16 protein-coding genes and 1 pseudogene are annotated in these 20,621 nt (G+C 56.8%); 9 read left to right on the plus strand and 8 right to left on the minus strand.

Annotated elements, in window-relative coordinates; translation table 11 throughout:
• Positions 1 to 5: 5 nt before the first annotated feature.
• Together H0921_RS00415 and H0921_RS00420 are read right to left on the minus strand one after the other, a co-directional pair.
• Entirely contained in the window at positions 6 to 365 is a 360-nt protein-coding gene (locus H0921_RS00415) for a copper-binding protein (protein WP_194536059.1), read from the minus strand.
• 148 nt (positions 366 to 513) lie between these two features.
• Entirely contained in the window at positions 514 to 2,433 is a 1,920-nt protein-coding gene (locus H0921_RS00420; protein WP_194536060.1) for an efflux RND transporter periplasmic adaptor subunit, read from the minus strand.
• A gap of 1,097 nt (positions 2,434 to 3,530) precedes the next feature.
• Between H0921_RS00420 and H0921_RS00425 the strand changes: the two genes are divergently transcribed.
• Entirely contained in the window at positions 3,531 to 4,928 is a 1,398-nt protein-coding gene (locus H0921_RS00425) for a sulfatase family protein (RefSeq protein ID WP_194536061.1), read from the plus strand.
• A 35-nt stretch (positions 4,929 to 4,963) separates the two neighbouring features.
• On the opposite strand, the gene H0921_RS00430 is transcribed toward H0921_RS00425, so the two are convergent.
• Positions 4,964 to 6,241, minus strand: coding sequence for a nickel-dependent lactate racemase family protein (locus H0921_RS00430; RefSeq protein WP_194536062.1), 1,278 nt, complete (start codon positions 6,239 to 6,241; stop codon positions 4,964 to 4,966).
• Between the two features lie 156 nt (positions 6,242 to 6,397).
• Between H0921_RS00430 and H0921_RS17700 the strand changes: the two are divergent.
• Positions 6,398 to 6,487 (plus strand): annotated as a pseudogene (locus H0921_RS17700) (small basic protein); the annotation flags it as partial.
• A 56-nt stretch (positions 6,488 to 6,543) separates the two neighbouring features.
• On the opposite strand, the gene H0921_RS17705 reads toward H0921_RS17700, so the two are convergent.
• Positions 6,544 to 6,738, minus strand: coding sequence for a hypothetical protein (locus tag H0921_RS17705; protein WP_228498976.1), 195 nt, complete (start codon positions 6,736 to 6,738; stop codon positions 6,544 to 6,546).
• 52 nt (positions 6,739 to 6,790) lie between these two features.
• Here H0921_RS17705 and folK point away from each other — a divergent pair, with 52 nt between their 5' ends.
• On the plus strand, positions 6,791 to 8,014 hold the full coding sequence (folK, locus tag H0921_RS00440; RefSeq protein WP_194536064.1) for a 2-amino-4-hydroxy-6-hydroxymethyldihydropteridine diphosphokinase: 1,224 nt from the start codon (positions 6,791 to 6,793) through the stop codon (positions 8,012 to 8,014).
• Here folK and H0921_RS00445 read toward each other — a convergent pair.
• The 3 genes from H0921_RS00445 to H0921_RS00455 form a co-directional block, all read right to left on the minus strand.
• Positions 7,995 to 8,258 carry a hypothetical protein gene (locus H0921_RS00445; protein ID WP_194536065.1) on the minus strand — a complete coding sequence of 88 codons (264 nt, stop codon included), beginning with the start codon at positions 8,256 to 8,258 and terminating at the stop codon, positions 7,995 to 7,997. The genes folK and H0921_RS00445 overlap by 20 nt on opposite strands.
• 42 nt (positions 8,259 to 8,300) lie before the next feature.
• Positions 8,301 to 9,380, minus strand: coding sequence for a DUF1559 domain-containing protein (locus tag H0921_RS00450; RefSeq protein ID WP_194536066.1), 1,080 nt, complete (start codon positions 9,378 to 9,380; stop codon positions 8,301 to 8,303).
• A gap of 839 nt (positions 9,381 to 10,219) precedes the next feature.
• The gene (locus H0921_RS00455; protein WP_194536067.1) at positions 10,220 to 11,233 is read right to left on the minus strand and encodes a DUF1559 family PulG-like putative transporter; all 1,014 of its coding nucleotides are present in this window, start codon (positions 11,231 to 11,233) and stop codon (positions 10,220 to 10,222) included.
• A gap of 564 nt (positions 11,234 to 11,797) precedes the next feature.
• On the opposite strand from H0921_RS00455, the gene hisA reads away from it, so the two are divergent.
• The 6 genes from hisA to H0921_RS00485 all read left to right on the plus strand — a co-directional run bounded on the left by hisA (position 11,798) and on the right by H0921_RS00485 (position 19,472).
• Complete coding sequence (hisA, locus tag H0921_RS00460) at positions 11,798 to 12,520, plus strand: 1-(5-phosphoribosyl)-5-[(5-phosphoribosylamino)methylideneamino]imidazole-4-carboxamide isomerase (RefSeq protein WP_194536068.1); 723 nt, start codon at positions 11,798 to 11,800, stop codon at positions 12,518 to 12,520.
• 101 nt (positions 12,521 to 12,621) lie between these two features.
• Complete coding sequence (locus H0921_RS00465; RefSeq protein ID WP_194536069.1) at positions 12,622 to 14,766, plus strand: elongation factor G; 2,145 nt, start codon at positions 12,622 to 12,624, stop codon at positions 14,764 to 14,766.
• Positions 14,767 to 14,925: 159 nt separating this feature from the next.
• The gene (locus H0921_RS00470; RefSeq protein ID WP_194536070.1) at positions 14,926 to 15,735 is read left to right on the plus strand and encodes a MotA/TolQ/ExbB proton channel family protein; all 810 of its coding nucleotides are present in this window, start codon (positions 14,926 to 14,928) and stop codon (positions 15,733 to 15,735) included.
• Positions 15,736 to 15,866: 131 nt separating this feature from the next.
• Positions 15,867 to 16,712: an ExbD/TolR family protein gene (locus H0921_RS18280; RefSeq protein ID WP_194536071.1), complete on the plus strand. Its 846-nt coding sequence runs from the start codon at positions 15,867 to 15,869 to the stop codon at positions 16,710 to 16,712.
• Positions 16,713 to 16,784: 72 nt separating this feature from the next.
• On the plus strand, positions 16,785 to 17,399 hold the full coding sequence (locus H0921_RS00480; RefSeq protein WP_194536072.1) for an ExbD/TolR family protein: 615 nt from the start codon (positions 16,785 to 16,787) through the stop codon (positions 17,397 to 17,399).
• 99 nt (positions 17,400 to 17,498) lie between these two features.
• Positions 17,499 to 19,472: a sigma 54-interacting transcriptional regulator gene (locus H0921_RS00485; RefSeq protein ID WP_194536073.1), complete on the plus strand. Its 1,974-nt coding sequence runs from the start codon at positions 17,499 to 17,501 to the stop codon at positions 19,470 to 19,472.
• Positions 19,473 to 19,580: 108 nt separating this feature from the next.
• Here the strand turns inward: H0921_RS00485 and H0921_RS00490 are convergent, their stop codons facing one another.
• Positions 19,581 to 20,594, minus strand: a complete 1,014-nt coding sequence (locus H0921_RS00490) for an RluA family pseudouridine synthase (RefSeq protein WP_194536074.1) — start codon at positions 20,592 to 20,594, stop codon at positions 19,581 to 19,583.
• Positions 20,595 to 20,621: the final 27 nt, after the last annotated feature.

Here is a 20,621-nt window from a genome sequence, read left to right on the forward strand (position 1 = left end):
CGCGATCACGGTTTGCGAGTATCCCCATCCAATCGCTGTAAGTGGACAATCACGTAGTCTCTTCCTCGGACTGCCAACTGCCCGTGCACAACGTCCCCGACTTGAAAGCCCTCTAAATCCACGGCCTCTCCCGCCTGGAAAGTCATCGTCATGGCAGGCATCAATCCCGGAATGTCCTCATGCTGGATCGTCGCCGTCCGTTTTTCGATCGATACGTCCAGGACCTTGCCGCGGAACTCATAGAGTTTGGCCGCTGAGGTGGGTGCGGATGAAGGCGAACATCCATTTCCAGCCGTAAGTAGCAGGATTAGAGCCAAGGTCCCTGGCCACTGGGCTTGTTGGTTCCAGCGAATCCATTTCGGCATGTTTCACCCCTTGTGATCGATGGTCTGGTGGAGGCCGGTGAGTGAATCCAGCGACTGGTAACGCGCTACCCGAGCCAGCAACTGGGTTTCCTCCCGGCCCCCATGTTTTTTCCCATCAAAAGTGACAGCACAGTGTCATGTTCACATCTCACTTGGCCGGTAGAGGGGGGCGGAGGCCACGGCGTAACTGTTCCACAATGTGCAGGGTCTCCTCAGGATGCGCTCGCGCCTCCCGCTCGCACCCTTCACAGCAAAGGAAGAGTGTTTCACCTTGCAATTGAATCTTGAGGGGCGGTCCCATCGAACCCAAGCGTGAGATTCGCTGGATGGGACAATACCCTTGCTGCTGGGCGGCCTGGCGGTCGGCGGGCGGGAGACTCTGCAAATTAGCTGCGATCTCGGCGTCCTCGTCACGAGGTGTGGAAGGTCTTACCGGCGGCTGGCCCGTGCCAGCACGATTCAACCCGCTTCCCCCGAAATACGTGGAAGCTGTGGCGGGGTTGAGTCGTGTCTCCGCATCGATGAGAAACGCCCCGTTACTGGCCACGATGTCGCCGGATTGCAAGCCACCCAGAACGGGATAGCGCGGCGCGCCACTGGGGTCTTCCATACGCGGTCCCAAGGTGACAACGACCGCTTCAAAAACTGTGCTTTCCACTTGGCGATAGACCAGTTTTTGCTGGCCGGTGTCGATCACGGCGGACTCCGGTACAGCCAAGACGTATCCCTGAGTCAACAGTAACCGTTGGCCGGCCGCTTCCATCAACGCTCCCCAAGAGGCTGCCGCGGCAGAAAAAACTCCGGCTGCGGAAAGTGACACACCTGTAGCATAAGCCCACGAATGCTCGAACCTGCGCCGCAAAATTGGAACGCGTAGGGGAGGTATACGCAATTCAACCGTGGCTGTCGTTCCCGGCCGCAATCGATGCTGCGGATTGGGCAACTCAGCCCGAACAGTCAGGGTTCGTGTATCCGCATTCAAATGCGGGTGGATGAAGGCCAGGGTTCCGATGAATTGCTCGACCCCCGTGGCAGTCGTTTGCACCCGGACGGGGAGAGTTGCATCGGCAGAGGGAATCGGTGTGTGGAACGCTTCCTGGGGAGGCAGGAAGGGGATGTCATCCTCATACACCTGAGCTTCAATCCATACCGTGGATAAGTCGGCGACATCATAGAGGGGTGTACCCTCCTCGATATATTGCCCTTCGCGCACATATTTGCGTATGACATGGCCGGTCAGCGGCGAACGGATACGCAGATGAGTTTCTGCCTGCCCTTTGCGGAGGAGAGCATCCATCTGCTCGCGATCGATTCCCCAGAGGGACAGCCGTTCGCGGGCGTTCTGCTCCAGAAGAGAATTGCCGAGGCGCCGGGCATCCAGCAGATTGTGGACGGTGACGAGTAATTCAGGACTGTAAACCAGAGCGAGGTCCTCACCCGCATGGACCATTCTTCCGGTCTCGCTCACGAAGAGACGATCGACCCGGCCCTTGACGCGGGCCGTCACTTGTTTGACATCCCGTTCGTTGAATTCCACGAAGCCGATCGTGCGGATGGTCTTGGTGAGGGGGACGTAGGCGGCCGTACTCGTTCGCACCCCTGCCAGCACAAGACGATACGGGGAGATTTGCACCCGATGGACAACCCCCGGCGGCAAAGCTACAGCACTGTCGCTTCCCTTGAAGCGTCGGGACAACGGCATGAAACAAATCGGGCATTTTTCCCTCGGATTGTCACGCACAACATTCGGATGCATCGGGCAATACCATTCGTAATCGCCAGAAGCAGCGTCCGCTTCTGTTACGGGCGGACGAGTCCATTTGGCGTAATAGGCGGCCAGAGTGTCCCAATAGACCATCACTAGACCGAGAATCGTCAGAATGGCCACGAAGCGAAGGCGAGCCAAGGGAACCCGCAGCCACCAGAGCGATCGATGCCATCCAGGGCCGGATTTACGTGCCGCCGTCGCTTGCGCCAGTGCTGCCGGATCGTTACCAGGGGATGGCTGAGGGGAAGCATCGTCGCCTCTGAGGGGGGGTCGATCCCCCTCGGTCTGATACTGCGACATCACTGTGCCCTCCGTTTAGAAATTGAATTCATGACTCCATCACGTCACTCAGCACAGGAGCCAATGGCAATCCTCGCAATTGCCTGCCACGGGTTTGGGTTGTCTCTGAATCGAAAGCTGCGTCGAATAAAACCTATCAGCTTTGGTACCCCGCCTCGCCGGCTGCGGCGGATCGGTCCTAATCGCTAACGGACTTCAGGGGCTGTTGAGAGGCCTAAATGGACAAGCGCTGATGCAAGGAGACGAGGTCCGTGGACAATGCCGCTGTATCATCGGTCTGGCGATGAGGAGTCAGACGCGAATTGAAGGGATAGCGGACAATGTCAACCCGCGGACAGTAGCTGAACCCCGCGTGTTGGAGAGATTTCGTCCAAGATTGCCAGATCTGCGAGGTTATCTCCTCGACGCTAGCGGGTGCAGGGGTATGAACGACTTGAGAGCACCGAGCAGGTGTTGCGAAACCATCATTTGTGCAGGAAACTGAGGCATGTGAGAACGCCTTAGAGTGATCGTGTATGGTGTAGGCGTATGAAGTTTTCTTGCGGCAACACGGGCGCGGCGAATCCTGACTCTTCGCACGGGCCGGGCCACAACATCCATGGGAACAGCACGCGTTGAGTGCCGCTACTTGGCGATGAGTATCACTATGGTGCGGAAGGGCAGGGCAAACACACTGGAGATGCGGTACACTTGTAATAACGGTACCGATCGCAGAAAGTAGCAAAAGTGTCATCCGCCCGGATTTCATCGCATGGGTCACTCCCCATGAGCTATTATCGAACTGTCCGAATTTCCAGTCAAGACGGATTGATCGACGCACTGTTGGAGCGCGTTCCATGTGTTCACTGTCAGACATCTGAGTGCAGCAGCAGTTTTGAACCCCTGAGTTACCACGACATATCATGGCCAGCAGGGTACCCATGATGGAGACGGTCAAGGTATCTAATGAGCTATCAGATGACCTGTTGGTGATAGGGCACGAGTTGCTTTTTGAGGAAAGCCCAGAATCCCGGAATCCCGGATGATTCGAGATGTTGTTTGAGGGATCAGTAGCAATAATGTAGAATCCGAGAGTAACGAGGGGGTGAGGAAAAAACATGAGACGGGATAAGTCATGGGGATGGAGCTTGTATGCGGCAGTGATTCTCTGCGGATATGCTTGCTATCCTTTGGCCGCAGCCGAAGGGCAACCTGGGGGACGCCCGAATATCATCATTTTGCTCGCCGATGATTTGCGTGCCGACGCGTTAGGATGCATGGGCAATCCCATCATCCAAACGCCCAGCATCGACGCTCTAGCCCAAAAGGGGACGCTCTTCCGCAATGCGTTCGTGACGACATCGATTTGTGCAGTGAGTCGGGCCAGCATCTTGTGTGGCCAATACGCCCGGCGGCACGGCATCCATGATTTCAACACCGACTTTACAGCGCAAGCGCTGGCTCAAACCTATCCCTTGCTCCTGAAGAAGGCAGGCTACCGCATCGGTTTTATCGGCAAATACGGAGTTGGCCGCAATCTCCCTGCCCAGGAGTTCGACTACTGGCGGGGGTTTCCAGGGCAAGGTTTTTACTTTGCGAAAGAGAAGGTGGGTACTCCCCAGCATCTGACGGCACGCATGGGAGACCAGGCCTTGGAATTTCTCGCAGGTTGCAAGCCTGAACAACCGTTCTGTCTGTCAATCAGCTTCAAGGCTCCTCATGCTCAGGATGGGGCGGTCCGCGAGTTTCCACCGGACCCGCGAGACGAGAAGCTCTATGCCGATGCGGTCATTCCTCGACCTGCGACGGCTGAGGAGCGATTCTTCCGGCTGCTTCCATCCTTTGTGCAGAAATCCGAGGGTCGCCGGCGTTGGGAACGGCGCTTTGCGACCGACGCCATGTTTCAGCAAACGGTGAAGGACTATTATCGTCTGATCACAGGGATGGACCGCGAAATCGGACGAATCGTAGACGCTGTCGCCCGCCGAGGCTGGGAACGCCAAACCCTCTGGCTCTTCACCTCCGACAACGGGTTTTTCCTAGGTGAACGCGGCATGTCGGATAAGTGGCTCATGTACGAAGAATCCATCCGCGTCCCCCTCATTATTATGGATCCCCGCTTGCCGTCTCAACTTCGAGGGCGCAAGGTCGACGCTATGGCTCTCAACATTGATATTGCTCCCACCATCCTTGATTGGGCCGGTGTACCCGTGCCGCAATCGATGCAGGGAAAGAGCTTGCGTCCTTGGGTCGAAGGGCAGAATGTTTCCTCATGGCGGCGCGATTTCTTCTACGAGCATCACACATTGCCCAAACTCATTCCCCCTTCGGAAGGAGTGCGGACAGAACGCTGGTCCTACATTCGCTGGCTGGCTCAGGAACCGGTGATCGAAGAACTTTACGACATCCAGGCCGACCCGCGGCAAGAGAGAAATCTGGCCGGACGTGCTGAATATCGTGCGACACTGGAGGAATTGCGCCTCCGCTGGTCTCAACTTCGCCAAGAGTTGGAATAGAGACGTCGGCGTCTCAGCTGGGATGATGTCTTGGATTAAGCGCTGACGTAAGGCAAGACGTAGGGGCCTTTGGGAATCACCGCGAGGCGGGCCTCCGGGCCATACTCAGCGAGGGACTCAGCCACGGCTTGCTCGACCGAGGGGGCAGGCTCCACCTGACAGGCGCGCAAGGTCTCCGGCGGCAACCCCTGGGTGACCACCTTGACCTTACATTTGGCCAAGACCTTGGCCAGCTCTTCCAGTTGCCATTGATCCATCACAAAGTAATCGGTCTCCAGAATCCGTTTTTTAAAAGCTTGCAAATCGGGATTTTCCCGAATCAGTTGCTGGAACTCCGGGCTGCCTAATCCTTCTGTCAGACTGGCGGCCAGTATGATGGTACCTCCCGTTTTGACGATGGGCAGAGCACCGGTCAAACCTTTGACGGCTTGATACCAGGTGGTGTCAAGTGGGTAGCCAGCACAACTGGTTACCACCACCTCGACGGGTCGGGGAACCGGGGCAGCGACCACCTGACGGCAGAATTGCACTCCCTGTTGCCAGGCTTGAATCATATCCCCGGCCCAGACACCGGTAATCCTCCGCTGGCCATCGATGCACACATTCACGATGAAATCGCACCCCGCCATCCGGGCAATCCGCGTGTTCTCCTCGTGGACAGGGTTACCTTCCAAGATGCCGCAATCGGCGTTCGGATGTTCCAGAAACCGGGGGCCATGCCAGACTTTGACTGTCTCTAGCGCAGCAAGTCCGGGACAAATGACCTTTCGGCCTCCAGAAAAGCCGGCCATCAAGTGCGGTTCGATCAAACCTGTGGTGATTTTCAGCTCGGCCCGCGTGTATCGCTTATCGATCCAGACCGGGACGCCGTTGGGAGTGGTACCCAAATAGTCATGCTCTTCCAATCTCTTGCCGTAGTGGTTTTCACAGCGATACTGGTTAGCAATTTCCTCGCCCACCAGTTCGATCAATTCCTCTCCCACGTTCGGACGGTGCAACCCCGTGGCAATCAGAATGGTGATCCCTTCGCGGGGTACCCCGGCTTCTTCGAGGGTGCGCAGGAGGGGGGGCAGAATCTGCTTGTTGGGAACGGGACGGGTAATATCACAGATGACCACACAGGCAGTACGCTTTCCGCGAGCCATCTCCGAAAGCGGAGGCGTGCCGATGGGGTTGCGGAGACTTTCTTCGATGGCCTGCTCGGCATTCGCTAAGGGTGGGACTTCTCGTAGTGATAGCGGAGGTGCGATCAAACGGTCATCCGGAACTGTGACCTCCAGACCAGTCTTGCCGTAGTCCAGTTTCACTCTCATGGTCGAGCCGTGATTGACACTGAAAACGAGTTCGGCCACTCCTTCGCAAACGAGCGGGTACCCCCCTTGTCAGTGAACCGATGTCGTTATAGTATCACATTCCATAAGCCAAGGCGATCCGGGACAACCCCAACAGGATATATGGGCAGGTGAGTTATGTCGATTGACAAAAGCCTGAAGCGTAGAGGTGGGAAAGCTCAAGTGCGTTGTGTTCTGACGCGTGCCGAGCGTGTCTTGAAAATGATGGCAGACGGGACCTGGACGGAAGGTCGCAGCCCGTATGGCCTTCCGAAGACTCGGGTTCAGAAGGTGGTACTGAAGAAGCGCTCGAAGAAAGAGGAAGCCTCAGCGACGTCGACCGCCGCTGCTCCGGCGGGGGCCACTGCGGCATCATCGGCCAAGTCTGCAACATCAGCCACTAAGAAATAACGATTGGACGGGCCAGGGAGTAAAGGCAACAATTGATGAGCCGGGGGTAAAGTACTTGTTCCTCCCATCAGGAAAGGGAAGCCCCCTCTATGGACTCTGGCTCACGGTATGGCCCAGGCCATGACATCTCGCGCCGTGATTGCCCTCGGTAGCAATTTGGGGAAGCGGGAAGACTCCATTCGCACAGCCATTCAACGCCTTCGTGCCGAGCCTGCTGTACGGCTTATCGCTGTCTCTCCCATTTATGAAACAGCCCCGGTCGAATGTCCTCCCGGTTCCCCTCCGTTCCTCAATGCGGCGGTGCTCGTCGAGACAGACTTGACGCCGGAGGAATTGTTCGGCCGACTTGTGACGATCGAAAGACAATTGGGGCGTTGCCGCGGAGAACGGAACGCCCCACGCACCATCGACCTGGATTTGCTGTTTTACGATCAATTGGTGGTACAAACGGCGGAGCTGACAATTCCGCATCCCCGCTTGGCGGAGCGTGCCTTTGTGCTGGTGCCGCTGGCTGACATTGCGCCGGATTGGAAACATCCGCTTCTTCATCGTTCCGTCCAGGAGTTGCTCCAGAACTTACCCGCAGAGGCTCGCGCTCAAGTCCAGTTGTGGACGGCCGATGATCAACCGGGAAAAAGGCGATTGCTTCATCAACGGGCCTTGGTCACGGGATCCACGAGAGGCATTGGTGCGGCGATCGCCGCGGCCTTTGAACGGGAAGGAGCTTGGGTGATCCGCCATGGCCGACAGGTTCCGGTCCAGCAAGCTGGCGTCTTGGTGGCGGACTTAGCTGACCCTCAAGCCGTCGAACGCTTGGCTCTTCAGGCTTGGGGGACAGAGGGACTAGATGTTCTGGTGTGCAATGCGGGGGTCGATGTCTTGACCGGTCCAGCGGCTCAGTGGAGCTTCGAGCAGAAACTGGAGGCGTTGTGGGCAGTGGATGTTCGCGCAACCATCCAGCTCTGCCGTCTCATCGGAGAACGAATGCAAAGCCGGGGACACGGCTGCATTTTGACCTTGGGTTGGGACCAAGCCGACTATGGAATGGAAGGAGACAGTGGCCAACTCTTCGCAGCGGTGAAGGGCGCGGTGATGGCCTTTACTCGCAGTTTAGCGAAGACTCTGGCGCCGGAGGTGCGCGTCAACTGCCTGGCCCCAGGCTGGATTCGCACCGCCTGGGGCGAGAGCGCCTCCCGAACCTGGCAGGAGCGGGTACGGCAGAGCACCCCGCTGAGGCGCTGGGGATTGCCTGAGGATGTCGCTGCTGCTGCGGTGTGGCTAGCCAGCAGCGAGGCGGCTTACGTCACCGGCCAAATCCTCCGCATCAACGGCGGCGCATGCTGAAACCGGCTCCAGTGAACACCGGAGGATTGTTCTTACTGAACCGTCCCTGTGCCGGGTGGTACGTTCTTCTGCTGGTTCCCTCCTTTAGCGCCCCCATCGCCACCTGCACCCGCCGCTTGGGGTCCACTGGGGTGGAGAGGGATTTCTTTCGTAGGAATTCTGGTTTTTGAATCGCCACAGCCGACACAATGGTCACAGCAGCGATCCAGATGCAGATCGTCATCCAGCGATACCAGCGTGGCATGTTATAACTCCTCCTTTGGGGTAATTTCTCCGCTGCTGAGGATCAATCCAACAGCATGGAGGCGTTCATCACAATCTGATCGTTCCGGCCCGACAGGGACTGTAACACACGCCAAGAGGTGCCCGCCGGATTACGCTGACTCGTATCAGAGAACTGCAGGGGGCGGACTGAACCATCAGCGAAGTAAGCGTTGACGACCCCAACGTGATAGCTGCTGAAGAATTGCCAACCGGGACCACCCGGACCTTGGGGTGGCACTAAGCCGAACTTGGTACCAAAGGCACCGCTACCCGCCCAAGTGTGCTTGACGTTCAGGTTGCTAGGGTTGCCTCCGGGGAGTTGCGGCCAAGGCTTGGTCCACGGGGCACCGCCACCCAAGGTTTCCAGAAACATCAGAGTACTACTGCTCCCATCCCGGATTTGTTCCACCTTGACCTTGCTATTGTTGAAGAAGACTCCTTCATACAGGGCGAGATTCTCGCCTGGACCGTCAAACGGGGAGGAAGTGATGGCATCTCGTCCTAATGCTCCAGCAACGCCCAGGTAATTCGTCTTTCCCAAGGCACTATAATTTGGGAAGTAATAGAGGACGGCTCCGGCTGCATTGGGTCCCGTCGTAATGCCATTCGGGGCGTAGGTGTGCAAGCATGCGGCCGAATGTTGGCGATCATCTGTATCAGCGGGACAGACATATACCTTGATGTTTGTGTGGGCCATCGTCCAGTCTGGGTTCACACTCCACCACTGTCCTACGAATGTGGAGCTTTTCATGTTGGGCATCTGATCCCAAACCGCGTTCTGTTCCACGTAGGGTAGGAGATACCACAGCACACCCGTGAAATGTACTGTTCCTCCCGTGAATATGTTGCCTGGGTCGTGCACATTCGGTTCGGGGCCATTGTAACCCGGAGGCAAATTGCCGTAATTGCTTTGGTAGTTGTGTGCAGCCAAACCCAGTTGCTTGAGATTATTCCGGCATGTCGTGCGGGCGGCGGCTTCGCGGACCTTCTGCACCGCAGGCAGAAGCAGTCCAACCAGGATGGCAATGATTGCAATCACCACGAGCAGCTCAATGAGCGTGAACCCTCGGAACAGTGACAGACGGGCACGTGCGCGAGTCATGGATGAAACCTCCTCATATGGATGAGGCCCACCCTGTTGGTCCATTCACTTGGGGGGCTCATTCCATTGCCTAAATGGAACGAAACATAGGTTATAGGGATCGAATGTTCCCTACTGTCCCCTCAAGGAGAAGAACACGGCTATATAAAATGCACCCTGGTAGAGTCATGCAGGAAAGGCAGTTCGTAAGCGAGTCATCCTGCATCGACTCCACCCAAGCTTGTGCCGACAAGTCAGATTGTGAAGGCTCACTCATAAAATGTCAAGTGGAATCCTAATTTTTTTCTCACGAGGTAATCCGTTGAGCGTCTGGGTACTGGAAGATAGTGGGAAGCGCTCTTTTACGATCTCGGGGCGATATCTTTTTGAGACCGCCAATCTACAATAGCAACCAACTGGAGAGACTCAAGCCACCAAACACAGCAAGATTGTTCACCACGAAAGCATGATTGTTGGCTAAGTTTTGGCGCCGCACATATCGCAAAATAAAAAGGCCGTGTCAGGTCACCGACACGGCACAGCGAACGAAGGTGTCAAGGAGGCCTGGTGTCGTGGGAGACCAGGTCAACAAGCTCATTTCGGTGGCGGTGGGAGGGGTGGTGGTGGCTCAGGTTGACCCAAGTTGGGTTTCCCCTTGGGCATCTCTGCCGTAGGCTTCTTGGTTGAATCCCCACAACCCCACGAAGTGATGAGGCTCAATCCCAAGATGATAGCCAGACTCCAGGAGGGCCACAAAATCCTTCGTCGTCGCATTTGGTTCATTGCTACTCCCTTTAGTAGAAGGTCAAGTAATGATCAGTAGTTTGAGCATACTCCGTGATAGGTGTTTGGAGGGTAGTTTACTCTAGCACGGAGAATTGGATCAGTTGACCATCGTTGGTACCGCCGAACCTTTGATATTGGTACCACTCATTGCTGAACCACTGCGTAGTGGTTCCCTGGGCGGCAACGCCCTTGCGCACGGGTGTCACTGAGCCATCAGCCCGTGCAAAGTTCACCACCGACGTATGCCGGCTGCCGAATGTGTACCATTGGGCGGGAATGAGGAGTCCCCAAGCATGCGCCCCATAGCCCACGCCAAACCAAGAAGCTGCGAAATCGCGAGCACCGGTTTCCCTACCCATGAGTGTTTCACCGAACATCGCGGTGTTGGAGTTGCCGTCCCGAATCGAAGCCAGCCGTTCTGCAGAGCGATTGTAGAAGGGACCGCGATAGGTGTTGTAAAACGCACTGCTTTGGGCATTGCCGATAGCCCCCGCCGAGCCAACATAGTTCGTCTTGCCGAAGAGGTTGCCCGTGGGGTTCGGGTAGTAACCGCCGGTGAACGTCAAATTTTCCATGTAGGCTGTGATGAAAACACCCGTGGTGTTGGAATCCGGTTCATCCGAGGGGCAGAGGAATGTCTTAATGCGATATTGGGCAACTTGGAAGTTGATCGCATTGTTCCACCACCCAGTGTTGGCCGCTGCAGGGGGGTTGTTCTCAAAGTACACCAACCCTACGGTTTGTCCTTGTGGATTGACATTCGTGGATATTTGCTGGTAGATGTTGCCCTGTTCCAACTGCGGTAACAAGAAGGTAAGAACTCCGTTGTGTGGCGCGTTCCAGTTGAAGCCGGAACCAATGGGCGGCCCCACACCGCCAGGCGGTAGTTTGCCGTGTTGGCTTTCGTAGTTGTGGGCTGCAAGGGCGATTTGCTTGAGATTGTTCTGGCACGTCGAACGGGCGGCGGCTTCACGGACCTTCTGCACCGCAGGCAGAAGCAGTCCAATCAGGATGGCAATGATCGCAATCACCACGAGCAGCTCAATGAGCGTGAACGCTCGTCGTCCCAACAATGAACCACGAAACATGATGAAGACCTCCAAACTCGCCGTCAAAATGTACTTCCTGCACTTTTTGACCGGCATGAACTCTGCCGTTGCTCCTCACGGCGGTACCAAGGGTAACAAACGACCCCACTGACGAGTGGTGGAGGAGAGAGAATCATTCAGTACCTACCTAAACGTTCTGTCACTCGTTCCGCAGGGCTGTAGGGGAGAGTTAGAAAAAGTGTAACTGCCTCGGCGGAATGACAGCGCACTGGGTAGTACCCGGAGCTATATTATGAAGGCGGCATCATCAACTGTCAACTGATGTTTTTTGTTTTTTCTCAGGAGTCACGAGTCCAGAGGAGGGTGGGTTGTTTTCTCCGTTCGAGGGAAGAAAGCAACATACTACGTGATGCTCCATAAGAAGGGAATGTGGCAGGACTGTACGCAGGCGGGCCGGGGTTGCCCCCTAGCATTGGGCCACTCTGCGGTTAGGAGTAGTGAGGGATGGATGGTGTGGCAGCGAGAATGGTTTGTGGCTTCCTCCCGGTCTTGCCATTCGTTCATGTGTCGTTCACAATGCCGTAAGACAAGTAAGGAACGCCGATGTTTCTCTATCCAGCCATTGATTTGCGCGGCGGTCGTTGCGTGCGGCTCCGTCAGGGGGATTATTCCCAAGAGACGGTGTTTGCGGATGATCCCGTGGCGGTGGCCCAAAGGTGGCAATCGGAAGGAGCGGACCGCTTGCATGTGGTGGACTTGGACGGCGCCCGCAGTGGCCATCCGGTTCATGAGGAGATCGTGCGGCAGATCGTTCGCTGCGGCATCCCTGTGCAACTGGGGGGAGGATTACGCAGCGAGCAGGACATAGCTTCGGCCTTGGATTGGGGTGTACGCTGGGTGGTTCTGGGCACCCGGGCGTTGCAGGAACCGGGCTGGTTCCGCAAAGTGGCGGAGCGTTGGCCTCAGAGAATTGTGCTGGGATTGGATGCCCGGGACGGTTATGTGGCAACGGAAGGGTGGTTGAATGTTTCGCGGTGCCGAGCTGTTGATCTCCTCGAAGTTCTCCGGGGTGCCCCGTTGGCTGCCGTCGTTTACACCGATATACAGCGGGATGGCATGCTGAGCGGTCCCAACGAGACGGCCCTCGCAGAAATCCGCGATATGTCGAGCTGGCCAGTCATCGCTTCGGGGGGAATTTCGACCCTGGATGACCTTCGTCGCTTGCACCGAGTGGGAGTATGGGGCTGCATCATTGGCCGTGCTCTCTACGAAGGAAGCATTCGCTTGTCTGAAGCCTTAGCCGTGGTAAGAGCCGCACCGGAATAATAGCTGGGCGGAGGGTCGAACCTCCAGCCCAGGGAGATGGAAAGGATTTTTTCCGATTCGTGACCGTGGATTTGTCCTTTTCCCCAAGGGGAGACGAAGGCATGGTGGTCAAACATTCGATGGAAAATATCCGGGACATTGCCTTGGTTGGGCATCGCGCCGCGGGAAAAACCACCTTAGCCGATGCCCTGTTGTATCAAGCCCGTGTTGTGGACCGGATGGGCAGTGTCGATGACGGTACCTCTGCGGTTGATGTCGATGAGGAAGAACGCAAGCATCATTTTTCCATCGATACGCATGTGCTTCACCTGAGTTATGACGGCAAACACGTGAACATCCTCGATGCTCCCGGCTATCCCGATTTCATCGGGGCAGCTCTCGAATCCCTCGCCGCGGTCGAGACGGTATTGGTGGTCGTTTCAGCCCTCAATGGCGTGGAGATGAACACCCGCCGCATGTTCCAGGAAGCCACCAAACGGGGCCTGGCCCGAATGATTGTGATCAACAAGCTGGATGCCGAGAAGATCGATTTTCCTGGCGTGGTCAAAAGCATCCAAACCGCTTTTGGCAAGAATTGCGTTCTCTTCAATGTTCCCAATGCTGTCGGCCCCGATTTTCGCGAAGTCATCAACCTTCTCCGCTTGCCTGCTCAGATACCGCCGTCCTGTCCAGTCGATGTCCAGGCGGCGCGTACCCAACTCATCGACGCCGTGGTCGAATGTGACGAATCCCTGATGGAAAAGTACCTCTCCGAGGGGACAGTATCTGAAGAGGAACTTGAAGCGGCAGTCCCGAAAGCGATTGATGCCGGCACTTTGATTCCGATCTTTTGCACCGCTGCCAAGAAAAACCTCGGCGTCCGCGAGTTGCTGGAGGCCCTTTGCCAATATGCCCTCTCACCCGTGTATGCCAAAAAACGGCTGGCCGACCTCCAAAGCGGCAACAACGGTCAGAAACGTTCGCTGGAGCCAAGTGAAAGTGAGGAATTCCTCGGTCAAGTTTTCAAGGTGGTCAATGACAAGTTCGTGGGAAATCTGAGCTACATCCGCGTTCTGACCGGCAAGCTCCAGCCCAACCATCCGGTGATCAATCTCCGCAGCGGCCAGTCGTTGCGCATCTCACACATTTACGAGGTTCAGGGAACCAAAACCTCTCCCATCAACGAAGCCGTTCCTGGAGATATCATCGCTGTTGCCAAAGTCGATGGCCTGGAAATCGGAGATACGCTGTCCTATTCCCCCCAAGCGCCCAAGCTGCCGGTGCCCGTGTTTCCGACACCGATGTTTGGCGTAGCGGTTGAGCCGAAAAACCGCGGGGACGAGCAGAAAATCTCCACCAGTCTGCAAAAGGTCGCTGCGGAAGACCCGACCATCAAGGTGACCCATGATCCACAAACGAATGAACTAGTTGTCAGTGGTATCAGCCAATTGCATCTGGATGTCATCCGGGAGCGCCTCAAGGCTCGCTTTGGCTTGGAAATCAACACCAAAGAACCGAAAATACCCTACCGGGAGACCGTGACAGCAGAAGGGCAGGGGGACTATCGCCATAAAAAGCAGACCGGCGGTCGCGGTCAGTTTGCCGAGGTGCATTTGCGGATTTACCCCCTCCCCCGGGACATCAAAGACCAGGCTCAATGTGAAGCGGTGTTTGCCAACAAAAGCCGCTTCGAGAAGATGCGGGCCTGCCACTACGATCCGAATTTCAACTTCGCCTTCATTGACCACATTGTCGGCGGCGTCATTCCGAACAACTTTATCCCTGCCGTGGAAAAAGGGTGCAAGGAAATGCTAGAACGGGGGGTACTGGCGGGCTATCGCATCCAAGATGTGGCGGTGGAGGTGTACTTCGGGAAGCATCACGAAGTGGACTCCTCGGAAGCGGCCTTCAAAATCGCCACGCGGCAGGCCTTCAAAAAGGCGTTCCTCTCCGCCCGACCTGTCTTACTGGAACCGATTGTGCGCGTGGAAATCACGGTGCCCAGTAAATACACCGGTGCAGTTCTGAGTGATCTGCCCACCAAACGCGCTCAAGTCGAAAACCAGGAAAGTCTGCCAGGAGAACTGACTGTCATCTATGCGAAAGCTCCGCTCGCCGAGATGAGCCGCTACGCCGCCCAGCTCGGCGGCCTGACCCAAGGGAGCGGCTCCTATTCGATGGAATTCAGCCACTACGAAATTGTTCCCCCCAACATTCAGCAGCAAATTGTCAGCAAGGCCCAACTCAAAGAGGAAGAGGAAGAGTAAAACAGACCTCACCCCAATCGCTAGGGTTGCAAGGACGGCTCGCAAGCCGGTTGCCTCTTTGCGAGCTGCCGCCTGAGCCAGTATCATGGGTATGGACTCAGGAAATTCGGCAATACCCGTTTGGGATGGGGAGTCAGCCTCCAAACTCTGAGAGAGCCTATGCAAGCCGTCAAAGATTTTTTCATCGGTGAATGGTATTTTGCCTTGCCACTGGTGACGATGTCGCTCGTTGGGGCGGCGCTAGTCATCTGGCGGATTCTGCTCAATATGTCGGCCAACACCTCGATGGATGATTTTCTGCCTGTGTTTCAGGAGGTGCTCCGGAAGCATGGGATTCGAGGGGCGGTTGAGTTGTGCAAACAAGAAAAAGGGTTAATCCCCAGTCGGGTCTTTGTGGCGGGTTTAGAAGCGGCGGACCAGGGAGCGGCGGCCATGCGCCGCAGTATCGCCAACGAGGTCGAGCTGGAAGTACTCCCCCGCTTGCACTTCCTTTTACCGACGATTCTCGCCATCGCCAAAATTGCCACGATGGTCGGCCTCTTCTTCACCGTGATCTCGATGATCAACACGTTCGACGCGATTGGCCGCGAATCAGCGGCCGGCAAAGTCAAGGAAATCGGAGGTCATTCCTCCAAAATTGGCCTGGCTTTGTTTGCGACAGCCATCGGCCTATTTACCGCCATCCCTCTCGTGTTCAGTCATGTCCTCTTCAAAGCTTGGATCACGAAGTTCGAGGTGAAAATCAAAGTGGCAACGCAGAAACTGATCACCTTGGTCACCAACTACAAGAAAGACCCGAAGCTCCTGGATGGACCCATTCCTGGCGTGACAGATAGGGCCAGAGTCACGACGCCTACCCCTGTGGGGGCGGGAAAACCTCCTGTGGCAGTGGCCGCGGCAGCTCCCGTGGCAGCGCCGGCGACAGCGATACCCGTCAAACCTGTCCCGCAGGAACCGCGTGAACGATGATATGCTGCGGCGGTCGCCCAGGGTCAAGCTCAAGCCTAATCCAAGTCCGAATCTAGGTGCGGACTTGGGATGGAAGCGCTGATCGTGCAATTCGTATACCCGATATTTGCGTTTTCGAGAGGAACGACCTCGTGGGCGGAGCACCGAAGAGTTTCGATGTCTGGTTCGTCACGGCGAATACCGTGTACAAAGGCGTGCCGTATCAAGTGGCGGCGGACTGGGTCCAGCAAGGCCGCTTGGCCGCGACCGATCACGTACGACCCAGCGGGACTGAGCTGTGGGTTGCAGTTCGGGATTATCCCTTACTCGCGGATTATCTCCCCAAGGTTTTGACGCTGCCGACTGTAGCGGTCAGCAGTGTGGAATCCTCCTCTTCTTCCGCTCAGGAGCAACAGGCAGCCACTCAGGGACACCAGGCAGCCTCTTCCTCCGGGCTCCCTCTCTCTTCCGATCGCCTCCCTGGAGAGGGAATGACTCCACGGGATGTGGATGAGTTGTTCGAGCATGCCCCGGCACCGCTCTTTCACCGCAGTGATGACGATGAAGAAGTGGATATGGTCCCCCTTATCGACATCAGCATGGTCTTGCTAGTATTCTTCATCATGATCCGAGCGGCGGGAGCGCTGGCACCTGTGGATGTGCCGGAAATGCGCTACGCTGGCTCCCTGGCGACTGATCCCGAAGCCATAACAATCGTCATCGACAAATACAACGAGGAGCAAGTGTACTACGCCGTGCGCCACGGTAAGGCTGCTCCCAAACCTAGTCATGATCTGCTACACACTCCCGAAGCGGCGTTACGCGCCTTGGACGAAATCTTGGCCACAGTGTCTCGGCCGCCGGAGGTGCGTGTTGCTTGCCACAAAGACCTGCCTTACGAGCGGATTGTGGAATTGCAGCCGGAATTGGAGGCCCGACACAAGAAGAACATGATCAACTCGTTTGTGGCTACTGTTGTGGAAGCCCCGCGAGAATAACATGGTGGATCAGAAGGCGGGAGGTCTGACGCCCAATAAACTCTCGGCACGGCTGAAGCAAAGGTGTCTCCTATGAGCAGTTGGCTGGTGCGACCGGAAGGATCACCCCAAGCTATTCGGTTAGCGAGTCCGGAAGAAGTGCTGGCCGGAATCCGGGAGGGGCACTGGCTGCCCAGCGATGAGGTCCAAGGGCCCGGCGAGAATCAGTGGCGGAGCATCGACACCCATCCCCAATTGGCCGACAGCGTGGCCGAGTGGCTCACCCCTCCGCGGCTGCAAGAGGATGAGACCCACCTCGATATGAATCCCCTCATCGACGTCTGCCTGGTCTTGCTCATTTTTTTCATCCTGACCATCACCTATGCTTCCCTCGAACGGGCGATTGATGTCCCCCCGCTTAACCCGGATAAGAAGGGACCGGCTCAAGTCAACTACAAAGACATCAAAGACCAGGTGTTTGTTGTCACCGCTCGGATGGATGGGAATCGACCGGTGGTCCGTATTGAGAAGCAAGAAGTTCCGATCCATCAGATTGCTAAAGAAATGAAGCGTATCATTGACAGCACGGGGCGGCGCGAGATGGTCCTGGATGTGGACAAAGCCGTACCATGGGGTATCGTGACTGCTATTTTGGACGCGGCTAAGGGGAACGGTGTCCGCAACATTCTCAACAACCGCCGGGGTTGAGGTTCTGATGATAGCAGAATCCCTACTTGCACGGACTAGAGGAGGGTTTATGGTAACAATGAGTAGCTCTGAGACGCGTAAACAGTTGCTCCAATAATCATGTCCACCTTGGCGCGCGCATACCTGGTTGTTCGCCGTGATGATGGCTACGGAGAAGTGTTTCCCCTACAGGAGGGTACACGGCATCGCTTAGGACGCGCTCCTTCCAACAAAATAGTCATCAAGGACGATCTTTGCAGCCGGGAACACGCCGAGATATACCCGGAAGGGGCAGACTGGGCCATTCGGGACCTCGGCAGCCTCAATGGCACGCTGGTCAATGGGGAGCTGCTCCGCAAGGAACGCGTCCTTCGCCCATTGGATGAAATCCGCGTAGGCCGGACTCGGCTGGTGTTCGTCGAAGAACTCGGGCAGTTGCCGGAATGGACGCCGGAGAATCAGCCTCGTGAAGCGGAGGGAGATGGATTTGCTATCCGCAAACGGCTGGGACAGACCCGCTATCTCCCTCCGGCAGGCAGCACCTCCGATTCGACCCAAACCGGACCGCGCATTGCTCCTGCCCAAGCGCTGGCCGTGCTGTACCGCTTGGCGCTGGACATGGCCAATTGTACGACTCCGGTGGAATTGTGCGAATTGGTCGTCGATGCTTTGTTCCGGGCAACACCCGCGGAAACGGCTGCTGTTCTGGCACTGAAAGAAGGGAACGAACTGGTTCCCGTGGTGTACCGTTGCCGCAATCCCAACGCTCCGCAAACCTACCATAAGGTCTCGAGTTTTGTCAGCCGCGAGGTGATGTCTGCCCGGCAGGCGATCCTGGCCGAGAACGTGGCCACGGATCAAACTCTCAAAACCCGCGAGAGCATCGCCGAGTTGCGCGTGGCCAGTCTGATTTGCGCCCCAGTGTTTTTCGAGAATCAACTTCTGGGTTTGCTCCATCTGTACCGCACCTCGCCGACGGTACCTTTGAATGCTGATGATCTGGAGTTTACTCTGGCCGTCGCCCGGCAATTCGGAGTGGTTTGGCAGCGGCTGCGGCGCGAGGCCACTCTGACCACGGAAAACCAGAGTTTGCGGAGCCAACTGCGGCTGGAGTCTGAGCTGATTGGGGAAAGTCCGGCTTGGCAGCGCGTCTTGGAACAGGCCATGCGTGCTGCCTTGACCAAGGCTACTGTCCTCATCCGCGGTGAAAGCGGCGTGGGCAAAGAGCTGGTGGCACGGGCCATCCATCAGGCCAGTCCGCGGCGTCATGGACCGTTCGTGACCCTCAATTGTGCGGCTCTGACGGAAACCCTGCTGGAGAGCGAACTGTTCGGCCACGAGAAAGGGGCTTTTACCGGAGCGACGGAACGCCTCATCGGAAAATTCGAATCCGCCGATGAAGGAACCATTTTCCTGGATGAAATCGGAGAAATGTCCCTATCCACTCAGGCTAAGTTCCTGCGGGTGCTGGAGGGGCATCCCTTCGAGCGGGTCGGAGGGAATGTGCCAATTCACGTCGATGTTCGCGTGGTGGCAGCGACGAATCGGCCCTTGGAAGAGGCCGTACGGGCAGGAACATTCCGGCATGATCTCTTCTTCCGCTTGCAGGTCATCCAGTTGGATGTTCCACCTTTGCGGGAGCGGATGGAAGATGTCCCCCTGCTGGCCGAACATTTTCTCAAACGCTTCAGCCGCGAGACGGGGCGGAAGTTCAAAGGATTTACCGCTGCCGCTTTAGACAAGCTCCAGCATTACCACTGGCCCGGTAATGTCCGGGAATTGAAAAACGTCATCGAGCGAGCTGTCGCGTTGGCTACGGGCCACGTCATCGATGCTACGGACATTTGGCTATCGCAACTCGATCTACCCTCAAGAACAGGAACGGGGCCGTCAGGATCGGCACCTGCCCGCCCAGATTTGCCGGGGAGTTATCAACCTCTGTCTCTCGATGAGCTAGAAAAACGGCACATCTGGGCTACGCTCCAGCACACCGACTGGAACAAATCCCAGGCGGCGGCTATTCTCGGTATCGAAAGGTCCACACTCGATCGCAAGATTAAAGCTTACGGCCTCACGCGTGAAGGAGGCCTCTAATTGCTTTCCCATCGGCCCTGACTTGAAGGCAATCTGTTCCTCCTGGCCGGATAACCGCCGGTTTGTTCCTGGATTGTTCCTGTTCCCTCTCTCGATTGTTTCTACTTCCTATCCATCACGGGAGTGCTTGAGGCTGTGGCGATTCCCACCAGATTTTTTGAGCTGCTGCAGAAAACGAGACAAGTCGTCCGGCAAAGGCATACTCCAGTGGAGAGGTTGACCCGTTGTCGGGTGAAGGAAACCCAGCTCGGCGGCGTGCAGGGCCAGTCGCGGGGCACCGCTCGGATCGTCCAGAATCTGGCCATCGAGAGTGTGGATGTAAACCTTCTCCCCGCAAACGGGATGTCCGGCTTCTGCAAGATGAATCCGAATCTGATGGGTACGTCCCGTCTCCAATCGGCAAGATACGACGGTATAACCGGGCAAGTGTTCGATGACGTCCACGTGAGTGATGGCCTCTTTCCCTCGATGGGGGTTGCGAGTGCTACCCCGGCGTCCATCGCCTCGGTCGCGCACCAGCCGTGAACGGAATGTTTGTCCTTTCATTGTTCCCACCACAATGGCGATATAGCGGCGAAAGACAGTGTGAGCTTGGAACTGCTGGCCCAAGATGCGTTCCGCTTCCGCCGTGCGAGCGAAGACGAGCAAGCCGCTGGTTTCCCGATCCAGGCGCTGCACCACTCGCAAACGTGGCAGCACATGGGGGGAATATTGGTAACGGGCCGCTATGGCCCATTGGGTCAGGTCTTCCAACGTTGGGCTTTGCCGACGGCGGCGTGAGGGCCAGGTGCGTTCCCGGGGATGCCGGACGGTGTTGATCCCCGCGGGCTTTTCCACCACGACAATTTGGTCATCCAAGTGGCGGAGGACGAGACGCTGCGGGTGCGCTGTTGCGGGAAGCGGCTGAGGGTGGCGAAGCAGTGTCACCGTTTCGCCTTCCTGGAGCCGCCGTGCATCATCGGTACAGACACTGCCGTTGATCTGGACGCGTCGCGCCGCGATGAGCCGCCGCACCTGGGTCCACGTCGGCCCACCTAAACGGGAACGCAGGACTTTGGCCAAAGTGTGGCCAGCTTCCTGTGGAGCCACGACAAAAGGAGCCAGCTCAAACTCTGTTGCCATAACAAAGGCCTCGTCTCAGACCCGGCG

Source organism: Thermogemmata fonticola (assembly GCF_013694095.1).
GTDB lineage: Bacteria > Planctomycetota > Planctomycetia > Gemmatales > Gemmataceae > Thermogemmata > Thermogemmata fonticola.